We start from the raw sequence: 12,998 nt of genomic DNA on the forward strand, positions 1-12,998 counted from the left end.
GGCGAAGACCCGGGGTCCATCTCCCCTGCACACCATGGATCCCGGATCAAGTCCGGGATGACGGGGAAGTGACAGGTCAGTGATGACGCGTCCCCCGCGACCCTGGGCAAACACCCTCACCTTGTCACCCCGTGTAAAACCACTCACCTTGTCACCCCGGGCGAAGACCCGGGGTCCATCTCCCCTGCACACCATGGATCCCGGATCAAGTCCGTGATGACGAGGAAATGACATGTTCGGGATGACGGGGAAGTGACATGTTCGGGATGACAAGCCTGGACACAAGCGGGTTGACAAACCTGGGGCACGACTGGCCTGTCAAGCTTTGTTCTGTGCGGGCCAGGCAAACAACGGGGCCTGTTTGTTGAGGAACCGCCCCACGGCTTCGCGGTGCTCGGCGGTGCCTGCGGCCAGGGCCTGAGCTTGCGCTTCCGAGCTCAGCATGTCTTGCAGACCACCGCCCAAGGCGTTGTTCAGGCTGCGCTTGATCAAGGCCACGGCGGCAGGCGACGCGCCCACAAAACTGCGGGCCATGGCTTGGGCCCGTGCCAACAGCTGGTCGGGTTCGTGCAGCTCCATGACGATGCCCAGACGCAAAGCCTCTTGCGCGTCGATGTCGCGGGCCGAGAGCATGATTTCTTTGGCGCGCTGCACGCCCACCACGCGGGGCAGTGTGTAGAGCGCGCCCACGTCGGGCACCAAACCGACCTTGAGGAAGGACATGTTGAACCAGGCGCGCGGCGTGGCCAGCACGAAGTCGGCCGACAAGGCCAAGCTGAAGCCCGCACCAGCCGCTGCGCCATCGACCGCGGCGATCACCGGGCGGTCGAGCGTCAGCAGCAGCTGCACCCACTCGTGCAGGGTCTGCATGCGGCCGAGCCAGCCGCCGTTGTCCAGATTGGCCGCGGCGATGTTCTTGAGGTCACCGCCCGAGCAAAAATGCCCGCCCGCCCCGGTGAGGACCACGGCGCGGATGGACTTGTCTTGCTGGATGTGGTGCAAGGCCGCCGCCAGCTCGTCGCGCATGGCGGGCTCGAGGGCGTTGCGTTTGCTCGGGCTGTCGAAGGTGATGGTGGCGACCTGGTCGGTCACATCGAACTGCAGCAAAGAAGCTGCGCTTTTGGAAGGGATGATCATGAAAGGCTTCCTGTGTAATCGCGGCCACCGGCCAGGGAACTGCCGCCGTCCACCGGCAAGATGGCGCCTGTGACAAACGACGCATGCGACGACGCCAAAAACAGCGCCATGTCGGCGATTTCTTCCACTCGGCCCATGCGCTGCAAAGGCACGGACTGTGTCATGCGCTGCAGCGCTTCGGGCGTGGGTGCCAGGCGGCGGATGCCTTCGGTGTCGCCGATCGGGCCGGGCACGATGGAGTTCACGCGCACGCCTTCGGGGCCCCACTCCATGGCCAACACCCGCGTGAGCATGTCCACGCCCGCCTTGGCGGCGCACACATGGGCCTGGAACTTGGTGGGGTTGAAGGCTTGCGGCGCCGAGATGTTGATGACGCAGGCCCCGGGGCGGCGCAGGTGCTCGAAGCCCGCACGCAGCACATGGAAAGTGCCGTTGAGGTCAATGTCCACCACGGTCTTGAAACCGTTGGCCGACATGCCCAAAGCGGGTGCCAGAAAGTTGCCCGCCGCGCCCGACACCAGCACTTCAAACGGGCCAATGGCGTCACGCGCCTGCTGCAGCGCAGCGGCAATGCCTGCGGCGTCGCGCACGTCGGCGCTGTAGCCTTCGATCTGCGTGCCGTGCTGTCGCAACTGTTCAACCGCCTGGGCCACGCGCTCGGCATTGCGGCTGGCGATCGCCACCTTGGCCCCGGCCTGCGCAAACGCGGTGGCGATGCCCAGGTTGATGCCGCTGCTGCCACCGGCCACAAACACCGACTGGCCTTTGAAACTCAAGGGGATGCTCATGAGGTCTCCTGTTCGAGCGCTGCGTTCACACGCGCATGCTCTTGTTCTTGCAACTGGCGCCAAAGGATCTTGCCGGTGCCCGACTTGGGCAGGCTGTCCATGAAACGCACGATGCGCGGGGTTTTGTAGACGGCCATGCGTTCGCGGCTCCAGTCGATGACGTCTTGCTCTGTGACTTGCCCTTTGAATTCGGGCTTGAGCACCAGCAAGGCCATCACGTTTTCGCCGCGCTTGTTGTCGGGCACAGCAATCACGCAGGCCTCATGCACCGCCGGGTGTTCGTACATGGTGTTTTCCACTTCGGCAGGCCAGACCTTGAAGCCCGAGACGTTGACCATGCGCTTGAGGCGGTCGCGCATGAAGAAGTAACCGTCTTCGTCGACCAGCGCCAAGTCGCCGGTTCTGAAATAGCGCTCACCATCGAGGGTGATGAACGCGTCCTGGTCGGCTTGCGGGTTGCGCCAATAGCCGCGCATGACTTGCGCGCCGCGTGTGACCAGCTCGCCCACCTCGCCCTGCGGCAGCTCTTGCAGGCTTTCGGGGTCGATGATGCGCGAGTGCACGCCCTGCGTGGGCATGCCCAGGCATTGGCGCTTGCCGCGTGCCGGGGGGTTGGCGTGCAAAAACGCCGCCGTCTCTGACAGGCCATAGGCTTCGTTGTAGGACAAGCCGAATTTTTCGAACAGCATTTTGGACACGGCCTCGGGCATGGCCGCACCACCACCCGACAACAGCGCCAGGCTCGACAGGTCGCTGGTGTGCGCCGTGGGCTGGGCAAAGAAGTCGATCACCATGGCCGGGGGAGCGGTCCAGACGGTGACACGGTAACGCTCGACCAGGGCCACGGCGCGTGCCGCGTCCCAGCGCGGCATCATCACCATGGTGCCGCCCAGCGTGAGCGGCATGTTCATGCCGTTTTGCATGCCCAGCATGTGAAACAGCGGCGCCACGCACAGGAACACCGCATCGGCATGCAAGCCGCGCCACACCTGCGAGGCGATGTTGGAGGCCAGCACCGAGGTGTGGGTGTGGCAGCAGCCTTTGGGGTGACCGGTGGTGCCCGAGGTGTAGGGCAGCACGGCCAAGTCATCGGGCGTGCAGCCCACGTCGCGCACGGGCTCGGCAAAAGCCGCGGCATCGGCGAAGGCGTGCACATGGGCCTCGTCCAGCGCACGGGCGGCAAAGCGCATGGCCTCGGGCAAGGCCGCGAGGCCGCTGTCTGGCACGCCCTCGCTGTAGGCATGCACCAGCGCAGCCGTGAGGGTGCCGCCCACCTGCCCGATCAGGGGCTGCACCTGGGGCAACAAGTCCTGCGCCACCACGGCCACCTTGGCGCCGCTGTTGTCGGCGTAGTAGCTGACCTCGGGCAAGGTGCTCATGGGGTTGACCGGCACAACGGCTGCGCCCACGCGCATGACCGCATAAAAAGCGATGACGAACTGCGGGCAGTTCTGGCTCATGAGCAGCACGCGGTCACCACGCACCACGCCCAGGCGCTGCTGCAGGTACGCGGCCACCGACTCGATCTGTGCATTCAGCTGGCGGTAAGTCAGCACCCGGTCGGCGTAGATCAGGGCGGGCTTGTCGGGGTAGCGCAGCGCGGCCGTCTGCACAAAGTGGTTGAGCGTGACCTGCGGCACACGCAGGTCATGCGGCACGCCCTTGGGCCAGTGGGCGTGATGCAGCTTGGCTGGAGTGGGCATGCGGGTCACAGGCTGCGCGAGATCAGCTCTTTCATGACCTCGCTGGTGCCGCCGTAGATGCGGGTCACGCGCGAGTCGACAAAAGCGCGGGTGATGGGGTACTCCATCATGTAACCGTAGCCACCGTAGAGCTGCAGCAATTCATCCAGCGCCTTGCCCAGCTCTTCGGTCGCGAACAGCTTGGCCATGGCGCCTTCCTGCACGGTGAGCTTGCGGCGCAGGTGCTCGGCGAGGTACTGGTCCACCATCATGCGCACGGCGGTGGTGCGGACCTTGATCTCGGCCAGCTTGAAGCGGGTGTTCTGAAAATCAAACAGCGGCTTGCCAAAGACCACGCGCTCCTTGGTGTAGCGCACGGTCTCGTCAAACATCGCTTCCATCTTGGCGGCTGCGCCCAGCGCGATCACAAAGCGCTCTTGCGCCAGCTCTTGCATCAGGTAGGCAAAGCCCTTGTTCTCTTCGCCCAGGATGTTGCTGACCGGCACGCGCACGTCTTCAAAAAACAGCTCGGCGGTGTCGGCCGCTTCCTGGCCCATTTTTTCGAGCTTGCGGCCTTTGCGAAAACCGGCGCGGTCGGCCTCGACCAAGATGAGCGACACGCCCTTGGCGCCCAGCTCGGGTTCGGTCTTGGCCACCACCACGACCAGGTCGCAGTTCAGGCCGTTGGAGATGAAGGTTTTGGCGCCATTGATGACGTACTCGTCGCCCTCACGGCGGGCCGTGGTGCGGATGGCCTTGAGGTCACTGCCCGCGCCGGGCTCGCTCATGGCAATGGCGAGGATCACTTCGCCGGTGGCGCATTGGGGCAGCCAACGCTGCTTTTGTTCTGGCGTGCCCAGACGCTCGATGTAGGGCGCCACCACATCCGAGTGCAGTCCAAAGCCCAGGCCACCCACGCCAGAGCGGCCGATCTCTTCGACGATCACCGCCGCATGGCCGAAGTCGCCGCCACCACCGCCCCACTCGGGGTCCATGGTGGCGCAGAGCAGCCCTTCGCGCCCGGCCTTGAGCCAAGTCTCGCGGTCGACCTTGCCGTCTTTGTCCCACTGGGCCTGACGGGGTTTGCATTCGCGCTCCAGAAAACGTCGCACGGTAGCGCGCAGCATTTCGTGGTCTTCACGAAAAACGCTGCGGGGGAAGGTGAGGATGCTGTCCATACGCACCTCAGGGACGGCCGCCGCCGCAAACCAGCACCTGGCCGCTGACGTAGTTGGATTCGGGGATGCAGAACATGTAGACCGCGCCTGCGGCTTCTTCGGGCGTGCCGCCCCGGCCGAGCGGAATGGTGGACTCGGCGGCCTTGAGGCGGTCAGGCTGCACGCCGACGGCGATGGTGCGGCCCTGAATCTCCACGCTGGCGTCACCTGCCGTCAGGGGTTGCGTCAGGCGCGTCATGATCAGGCCAAAGGCCACGCTGTTGACGTTGACCTTGTAGCGGCCCCACTCTTTGGCCATGGCTTTGGTCAAACCGTTGATACCGGCCTTGGCCGCCGCGTAGTTGGCCTGGCCTGCATTGCCGTACACGCCCGAGGTGGACGAGATGTTGACCACCTTGCGGTGCTTGACCGTGCCTGCGTCGGCTTCGCGCTTGGCCGCGTCGCGGATGAAGCCCGACGCTGCGCGCAAGATGCGAAACGGCGCGGTCAGGTGCACGGCCAGCATGGCTTCCCACTGCTCGTCGCTCATCTTTTGCAGCACGTTGTCCCAGGTGTAACCGGCGTTGTTGACGATGATGTCGATGCCGCCAAAGGCGTCGAGCGCGGTCTTGACGAAACGCTCGCCAAAGTCGGCCTCGGTCACGCTGCCGATGCAGGCCACGGCCTGGCCACCGCTGGCGACGATGTCGGCCACGGTCTGCTCGGCCGGGGCTTGGTCGAGGTCGTTGATGACAACGCGTGCGCCTTCGCTGGCGAGCTTGAGCGCGATTTCACGGCCAATGCCGCGACCGGAGCCTGAGACCAGGGCCACTTGGCCTTCGAGTTTGCGGGTCATGAAAATCCTTTTTGAAAATGTTGTTCAGGCGAGGGCCACCACGGCATCGCCCGCGAGCTTGACCTGGCCTTCGGCGTTGGCCGTGGTCAGTGACAGGCGCACGCGGCGCTCGCCGTCGACTTCGAATTTCTCGGTCACCTGGCCAGTGCAGGTGATCTTTTCGTGCACCTGGGTCATGGCGGCAAAGCGCACGCTGTAGTCGCGAATGGCGGTTTGCGGCACCCAGTTGGTGAGCAGGCGCGCCAGCCAGCCCATGGACAACATGCCGTGGGCGATCACGTCGGGCATGCCTGCGCTGTGCGCGAAGTCGGTGTCGACGTGGATCGGGTTGTGGTCGCCCGAAGCGCCGCAGTACAGCGCCAGCGTGAGGCGCGAGACGGGTGGCAACTCCAGCACGGGAATGGCGTCGCCCACTTGCAGGGCATCAAAGGATGAGAGGGTCATGGGAGTTTCCTTATCCGTGGCGCAAAACGGTCACGGCACGCAGATCGGCCACATGCTCGCCACGCTGGTTGCTGACGCGGGTTTTGCGGACGACGAATTCGAGTGCGCCGCCCTTTTTGTCGTAGATGTCTTCGATGCGCTGCTCAAAGCGCAGCACATCGCCCGCGTAGGCCATGCGGTGGAAGGTGAAGCCCTGCTCGCCATGCAGCAGCTTGCGGTAGTCCATGCCCAGCAGGTTGCGGATCGCGGCCGGATCGGGCGACTCCATCTCCAGGCAAAACAAGAAGGTGGGCGGCACGGGCAAGGCCGGGTGGCCTGCGGCGCGGGCGGCGGCTTCGTCAGCGTAAACCGGGTCGGTCTGGCCCGTGGCCTTGGCGAAAAAGCGCAGACGGCCTTTTTCGACCAACACCTCGAAGGGCGGCATCGTGTGGCCGATGTATTGGCGGTCGATCATGGTCACACCTTTTGGTACAGCGTCACCACGCAAGCACCGCCCAAGCCCAGGTTGTGCTGCAAGGCCAATCGCGCGCCTTCGACCTGACGCTGGTCGGCCGTGCCGCGCAGCTGCGACACCAGCTCGTAACACTGCGCCAGCCCCGTGGCGCCCAGCGGGTGGCCCTTGGACAGCAAGCCGCCCGAGGGGTTGGTGACGATGCGGCCGCCGTAGGTGTTGTCGCCGTCCACGATGAACTTTTCGGCGGTGCCTTCGGGCGTGAGGCCCAGGCCTTCGTAGGTGATGAGTTCGTTGGCCGTGAAGCAGTCGTGCAGCTCGACCACGTCGAGGTCCTCCGGTCCGATGCCTGCGGCTTCGTACACCTGCTTGGCGGCGTTGGCCGTCATGTCGTAGCCGACCACGCGGCGCATGTCATCGCTCTCGAAAGTGCTGGGCGTGTCGGTGGTCATGGCCTGCGCAGCGATCACCACGCGCATGTCGAGCTTGTGCTTTTTGGCAAAGTCGGCCGAGCAAACAATGGCCGCCGCTGCGCCACAGGTGGGCGGGCAGCACTGGTAGCGCGTCAGCGGACCAAACACGGTGGGCGAGGCCATGACCTCTTCGAGCGTGAGCGTCTGGCGGAACACGGCCAGCGGGTTGCGGGCCGCGTGCTGGCGCGCCTTGACCGAGATGCGGCCAAAGGTGTCGGGGCGGATGCCGTACTGCTTCATGTAGTCCATGCCTGCGCCGCCAAAGAACTGGGCGGCACGCGGCGCGGCGGGCTCGTAGCCCTGGTGCGCGGTCATGACCTCGGCAAAACGGGTCATGGGCGATGGGCGGTCGTCCCAGGCACCTTTGAGCGCGCCGGGCTGCATCTGCTCAAAGCCCAAGGCAATGGCACATTCGACCATGCCGCTCTCGACCGCCTGACGCGCCAGGTACAGGGCACTGGAGCCGGTAGAGCAGTTGTTATTGAGGTTGAAGACCGGGATGCCCGTCAGGCCCACGCCGTAAATGGCGGCCTGCCCGGCGGTGGAATCGCCATAGACATAGCCCACATAGGCTTGCTGGACGGCGTCGTAAGGCACGCCCGCGTCATCCAGCGCCAGCTTGGCGGCTTTGGCGCCCATGACGTTGTAGGACTCGCTGGCCCCGGGTTTGGTGAAGGGGATCATGCCCACGCCAACGACGTGAACTGCGCGCTTGGTAACCGCCATGCCTGCTCCTTGAAAGGGTTCGATACGGACAAAGTATCGAACGGCAAGGAGCCTTTACCAATCGCCAATCAGGTCAAGATGATTGGCAGGAAATGACACCGCAGCCGAATGTGTCACCCCGGCTACAGGATTCTGTAGGTCGGTACCTTCAGGCCGACATGGCTGGCTCCGGCATGGGCCCATGTCGAGGCTGCCCCACCTCACCTACGCGTCGATGTCTTCAGGCTCGTTGTGCGCCTGCCGGTAGGCACCGGGGGTCAGGCCGGTCCAGCCTTTGAAGGCGCGGTGGAAGGTGCTGGCTTCTGAAAAGCCCACACGAGCGGCCACTTCGAGCAGGGGCAGGTCGGACTGGGTGAGGAACTCGACGGCCACGTCGCGGCGCAGGGCGTCTTTGATCATCTGGTAGCCCTGGCCTTCGCGCTGCAGCCGGCGGCGCAGGGTTTGCGGGGTGGTGGCCAGCATGTCACTGACTTCTTCGAGCGAGGGCATTTCTTCGGCCAGGTAGCGCCGCAGCAGGCGGCGGATGCGCTCGGTCAGGCTGGCTTGGTCGCGGTACTTGACCAGCAGGCAGGCCGGGGCTTCGCGCAAAAAAGTCTCGACGCTTTCGTGGCTTTGCACCACGGGCAGGTCGAGCCACTTGGCGTCAAAGCGGTAACCCCATTCGCCATCCATCAGGTGGATGGGCGCTTGAAAGAGCTTGGAGGCATCGCTGCGGCGGGCCACGTCGCTGTCTTGGTAAACGACTTCGTCCACCGGGATGCGCCGCGCCGCCAGCCAGCACATGACGCCGTAGCTGAGGAACATGAACACCCGCACGGCATAGGCCTGCCGGGCCGTGAGTGGGTGGCGCGAGCCCATGCGCAGGTAGGCCACGCCACCACTGACCTGCAAGCGGGGCACAAAGTCGACCAGCAGCGCGTGGTAGTAACGCAGCCCGGCGCGCAGCGCGTCGCCCAGCTTGCGGTGGCCCACCAGCATGCGGCAGCACACGGCAAACGAGCCCAGCGGCAAAGGGGCCGAACCGAGGCCCCAGAACTCGTCGCGGTGGTGCCGCACCAGCGCGGTCATGAGGCGGGCAAATTGGGTTTGGGTGACCCGCGCCAGAGGCGACTCCAGCAACGCAGGCGAGATGCCTGCACGGCGCAGCACCGCAGTGCGGGCGTCGTCGCCCTCAACCGCGAGCAACATCTGCACCACCTGGTAGACGGCGATGGTGTGCTGGATGCTGTGCTTGGTGGATGTGGCGTTGAGGAAGCGGGTCATGGGGCAGTCGGCATAAGGCACGCAGGCCTCTATGCTACGACTTTACGTTGGCATAAAACATCAATGGCGGCAGCGTCGAGGCCAGCTTGGGCCAGCACCTCGCGGGTGTGCTGGCCTTGCACGGGCGCGGGGCTGTGCACCGCGAAGGTGTAGCCGCTCATCTGCACCGGCATGGCCGTTTGTGTCATGGTCTCGCCCTGCGCGGTCTGCACCTGCACCCACATGCCCCGGTCCTGAAAGTGGGGCAGCTGTTGCGCCTCGTCGAGCTTGAGCACGGGGGTCACGCAGCAGTCGGCACCATGGAGCACCTGCGCCCAGTGGGCCAGAGGGTGGGCTTGCACCGCTTGGGCCACTTCGCTGCGCACCCAGTCGTTCAGCTCACGGGTTTTGGGGATGTGGTGCTCGGCCAGGTCGGGGCGGCCCAGCAGCGTGCAAAAAGTGTCCCAAAACTTGTGCTCGAATGCGCCCACGGCCAGGTAGCGGCCATCTTGCGTGGGGTACAGGCCGTAGCAGGGCAGCGCCCCGGTGAGTTTGTCGCCGCCGGGCGCGGGCACGCGGCCCCGGCTGTGCAGCCCGGCCAGCGGGATCACCGCGTGGGCCAACACGCCGTCGGCAATGGCCACGTCAACATGGCGGCCTTGGCCTGTGCGCTGCGCGTCAAACAGCGCCGCCAGTATGCCCATGACGGCTGGCATGGTGCCACCCAGCAAGTCGCCCATGGGCAAGTTGGACAGGGCCAGCTCGCCCGAAGGCGTGCCCACTTGGTCGGCCACCCCGGCATAGCCGCAGTAGTTCAGGTCGTGACCGGCCTTTTGGCTGAGCGGCCCGGTTTGACCGTAGCCGCTGATGCTGCAATACACCAGGCGCGGGTTGCGGCTGCGCACCGCGTCGTAGCCCGCACCCAGGCGGGCCATGACGCCGGGGCGAAAACCTTCGACCAGCACGTCGGCGGTCTCGCACAGCTTGAGCAAAAGCTGCACGCCTTCGGGCTGCTTGAGGTCCAGGCGCATGCCGCGCTTGTTGCGGTTGAGCATTTCGCGCACCGGGGGCGAGGCGTAATCGCCCGCGCCGAGGTCTTCGATCTTGATGACGTCGGCGCCCAGGTCGGCCAGGTGCAGCGTGCACATGGGGCCGGGCAGCAGGCGGGTGAGGTCAAGCACGCGCACGCCTTGCAGCGGCGGGCGGTTGGGCTGATGGATAGCGGTGCTGCTCATGCGCGTGCTGCGGTTTTGCGCAGTTCGGTCTTTTGCACCTTGCCTGCGGCCGTGAGCGGCAGCTTGTCGCGGAACTCGTAGGTCTTGGGGCACTTGTAGCCGCTGATCAGCGCGTGGCAGTGCGCCGAGAGTTCTTCGGCGCTGGCGTGCGCGCCGGGCTTGAGCACGACGATGGCGTGCACGGCCTCCCCCCATTTCTCGTGGGGCAGGCCGATCACGGCGCACATCGACACCGCCGGGTGGCTGGTGAGGGTGCTCTCGACTTCGGCCGGGTAGACGTTTTCGCCGCCGGTGATGACCATGTCCTTGATGCGGTCGATGACGTACAGGTAGCCGTGCGCGTCCATGACGCCGCCGTCACCCGTATGCAGCCAGCCGCCCGCCAAGGCTTTGCGGGTGTCTTCTTCGCGGCCCCAGTAGCCTTGCATCACGGCCGGGCCGCGCACCAGGATTTCGCCGGGTGTGCCGGGTGGCACTTCGAGGCCTTGCTCGTCGGCGATGCGGATCTCGGCCGACACCCCGGCCTGCCCGGCCGAGCGGATGCGCTCGCTGTCCAGGAAAGCCGCGTCGCGCAAGATCGGCAATGCCGACACAGCCGCCGAGGTTTCGGTCATGCCGTACACATGGATGAAACCCACCTCGGGGAAGGCCTTCAACGCCCGGCGCAGCAAGGGCAGCGTGATCGGCGCCGCGCCCCAAAGGATGCGTTCGAGCCGGGGCAGGCCCTGCGGGTCAAAGCCGGGGGTGTCGAGCAGCATTTGCAGCATGCTGGGCACGATGACCAGGTCGTTCACGCCTTCGCGGGCCATGATCTCGACCACCTGCTGCGGCTGGAAGGTCGGCACCGTGACGCAGGTGCCACCCACGATGGTCTGGCCCAGCATGCGGCCGAGCCCCGCCACATGGAACATGGGCGAGGTCAGCAAAGTCACGTAGTGCGGTGGGTTGGACACCTCGGCCATGCGTCCGATCAGCGAGGCCCAGAGATTGCCGTGCGAGAGCATGACGCCCTTGGGGAAACCGGTGGTACCGCCGGTGTAGACGATGGCCGCCAGCGTGTCGGGGGCGCTGCGCACGTCTTCCATTGGGGACGCCTCGGCCAGTTGGGCTTCCAGCGGCAGGTAGCCTGCCGGAGCTTGCGCTTCGCCGATGTAGAGCCGATGGCGCAGGGCGGGCAAGGGCGCGGTCATGGCCTGCGCGGTGGCCATCAGGCCGTCGTCGACCGCCAGCGCGCTGGCGCCGCAGTCGTTCAGGGCGTAGGCCACTTCGGACGGTGTCCAGCGGGTGTTGACCGGGTTGATCACCAGCCCCGCCCAGGCCCCGGCCAGCAGCAGCTCCACCATGCGGTCGCTGTTGAGGGCCAAAACGGACAGGCGCTCGCCCGGCTGCAGGCCCAGCGCGCGCAATGCCACAGCGGTGCGGGCCACCCGGTCCACCAGCTGCCGGTAGGTCTGGCGGCGCGTGCCGGTGACGGTGGCGATCTTGTCGGGATGCCTTTGCATCGAACGGTGCAGGCCAGCGGTGAGGTACATGCTTTTGTCTCCATGAGCGCGGCCCAGTGTGCGGGCCATCGCGATGGCCTGATTGCACAGCGGCGCCGGGCTGGCGGCAATCGCTTCAAGGGTCAAAGGCATTGGCAAAAAGTGACACCCGGCGTGGGCAAAGGACTTGCGCCTCTGCCCGCATGGCGTCCGCACTCTCCCTGATAATCGGGGGTTTCAAGCATCCGCAGCGGAGAACAACACATGAGCACACTCGTCACCACCGGCGCCCGCGCCACCGGCCTGGCCACCCTGGCCGCCGACGGCACCATTCTGGACACTTGGTTCCCGGCCCCTGAACTGGCCGATGGCATTGCCGCCAGCGCCAGCACCCGCCTGACCGAGGCCGAAGCCGTCGCGGCTTTGGGCGCAGACGCCGCCAAGGCCCTGGCCGCCTGCAGCGTGCGCAACGTGACCGTGGTCGCCGTGCGCACCGAGATCAAAAGCCTGGCAGACGCGCCCGCTGACGCGCACGACGCCTACCTGCGCCTGCACCTGCTGAGCCACCGCCTGGTTCAGCCGCATGGCGCCAACGTGACCGGCATCTTTGGCCTGCTGGCCAACGTGGCCTGGACCAACTTTGGCCCCTGCGCTGTGAGCGAAGTGCCCGCCGCCCGCCTGAAGGCCCGCGCCACCGGCCGCGTGCTCGAAGTCAAGGGCGTGGACAAGTTCCCGCAAATGACCGACTACGTGATCCCCTCGGGCGTTCGCATTGCCAACGCCGACCGCGTGCGCCTGGGCGCACACCTGGCCAGCGGCACCACCGTCATGCACGAAGGTTTTTGCAACTTCAACGCGGGCACCCTGGGCGCCAGCATGGTCGAAGGCCGCATCAGCGCGGGTGTGGTGGTTGACGACGCCAGCGACATCGGCGGCGGCGCGTCCATCATGGGCACGCTGTCCGGTGGCGGCAAGGAAGTCATCAAGGTCGGCAAGCGCTGCCTGCTGGGGGCGAATGCCGGCATCGGCATCTCGCTGGGCGACGACTGCGTGGTCGAAGCCGGCTGCTACATCACCGGCGGCAGCCGAGTTCAAATGCCCGACGGCAGCTTGATGAAAGCCAAAGAACTGTCCGGCAAAAACGGCATCCTGTTCCGCCGCGACTCACAGTCGGGCGCCTTGCACGCCATTCCGCGCAACAAGAGCTGGGGCGAGTTGAACGCTGAGTTGCACAAAAACTGATTTTTCTGTTCTTCTCAAAAGATAACGGCGTGCACGCGAGAGCGGCACGCCGTTTTTTGCCCATTCTCACGGGCACGGTCCAGG

12 protein-coding genes are annotated in these 12,998 nt (G+C 65.7%); 1 reads left to right on the forward strand and 11 read right to left on the reverse strand.

The window, feature by feature from the left end; genetic code table 11:
- Positions 1-318: 318 nt before the first annotated feature.
- From Q1W40_RS05025 to Q1W40_RS05075, 11 genes are all read right to left on the reverse strand, one after another.
- A complete protein-coding gene (locus tag Q1W40_RS05025) occupies positions 319-1,137 on the reverse strand; it encodes an enoyl-CoA hydratase/isomerase family protein (protein WP_300709533.1) in 819 nt (272 codons plus the stop codon).
- On the reverse strand, positions 1,134-1,925 hold the full coding sequence (locus tag Q1W40_RS05030; RefSeq protein WP_300709535.1) for an SDR family oxidoreductase: 792 nt from the start codon (positions 1,923-1,925) through the stop codon (positions 1,134-1,136). The genes Q1W40_RS05025 and Q1W40_RS05030 overlap by 4 nt, the downstream gene beginning before the upstream one ends.
- Positions 1,922-3,628, reverse strand: coding sequence for a long-chain-fatty-acid--CoA ligase (locus tag Q1W40_RS05035; RefSeq protein WP_300709537.1), 1,707 nt, complete (start codon positions 3,626-3,628; stop codon positions 1,922-1,924). The genes Q1W40_RS05030 and Q1W40_RS05035 overlap by 4 nt, the downstream gene beginning before the upstream one ends.
- Positions 3,629-3,633: 5 nt before the next feature.
- Complete coding sequence (locus tag Q1W40_RS05040) at positions 3,634-4,785, reverse strand: acyl-CoA dehydrogenase family protein (protein ID WP_300709539.1); 1,152 nt, start codon at positions 4,783-4,785, stop codon at positions 3,634-3,636.
- A gap of 7 nt (positions 4,786-4,792) precedes the next feature.
- A complete protein-coding gene (locus Q1W40_RS05045) occupies positions 4,793-5,620 on the reverse strand; it encodes an SDR family NAD(P)-dependent oxidoreductase (RefSeq protein ID WP_300709541.1) in 828 nt (275 codons plus the stop codon).
- A 24-nt stretch (positions 5,621-5,644) separates the two neighbouring features.
- Positions 5,645-6,064, reverse strand: a complete 420-nt coding sequence (locus Q1W40_RS05050) for a MaoC family dehydratase (RefSeq protein WP_300709543.1) — start codon at positions 6,062-6,064, stop codon at positions 5,645-5,647.
- Positions 6,065-6,074: 10 nt separating this feature from the next.
- Positions 6,075-6,518 (reverse strand): MaoC family dehydratase N-terminal domain-containing protein, encoded by a 444-nt coding sequence (locus Q1W40_RS05055; protein ID WP_300709545.1) that lies wholly within the window; start codon positions 6,516-6,518, stop codon positions 6,075-6,077.
- A 2-nt stretch (positions 6,519-6,520) separates the two neighbouring features.
- The gene (locus tag Q1W40_RS05060; RefSeq protein ID WP_300709648.1) at positions 6,521-7,738 is read right to left on the reverse strand and encodes a lipid-transfer protein; all 1,218 of its coding nucleotides are present in this window, start codon (positions 7,736-7,738) and stop codon (positions 6,521-6,523) included.
- A 180-nt stretch (positions 7,739-7,918) separates the two neighbouring features.
- Positions 7,919-8,977 carry an AraC family transcriptional regulator gene (locus tag Q1W40_RS05065; RefSeq protein ID WP_300709547.1) on the reverse strand — a complete coding sequence of 353 codons (1,059 nt, stop codon included), beginning with the start codon at positions 8,975-8,977 and terminating at the stop codon, positions 7,919-7,921.
- 29 nt (positions 8,978-9,006) lie between these two features.
- Positions 9,007-10,191 carry a CaiB/BaiF CoA-transferase family protein gene (locus Q1W40_RS05070; RefSeq protein ID WP_300709549.1) on the reverse strand — a complete coding sequence of 395 codons (1,185 nt, stop codon included), beginning with the start codon at positions 10,189-10,191 and terminating at the stop codon, positions 9,007-9,009.
- On the reverse strand, positions 10,188-11,825 hold the full coding sequence (locus Q1W40_RS05075; RefSeq protein WP_300709551.1) for a long-chain-fatty-acid--CoA ligase: 1,638 nt from the start codon (positions 11,823-11,825) through the stop codon (positions 10,188-10,190). The genes Q1W40_RS05070 and Q1W40_RS05075 overlap by 4 nt, the downstream gene beginning before the upstream one ends.
- Before the next feature lie 111 nt (positions 11,826-11,936).
- Here Q1W40_RS05075 and dapD point away from each other — a divergent pair, with 111 nt between their 5' ends.
- The gene (dapD, locus tag Q1W40_RS05080; protein ID WP_300709553.1) at positions 11,937-12,914 is read left to right on the forward strand and encodes a 2,3,4,5-tetrahydropyridine-2,6-dicarboxylate N-succinyltransferase; all 978 of its coding nucleotides are present in this window, start codon (positions 11,937-11,939) and stop codon (positions 12,912-12,914) included.
- Positions 12,915-12,998: the final 84 nt, after the last annotated feature.

Source organism: Limnohabitans sp., from assembly GCF_030158565.1.
In the GTDB taxonomy this organism is placed as follows: Bacteria; Pseudomonadota; Gammaproteobacteria; order Burkholderiales; family Burkholderiaceae_C; genus Limnohabitans_A.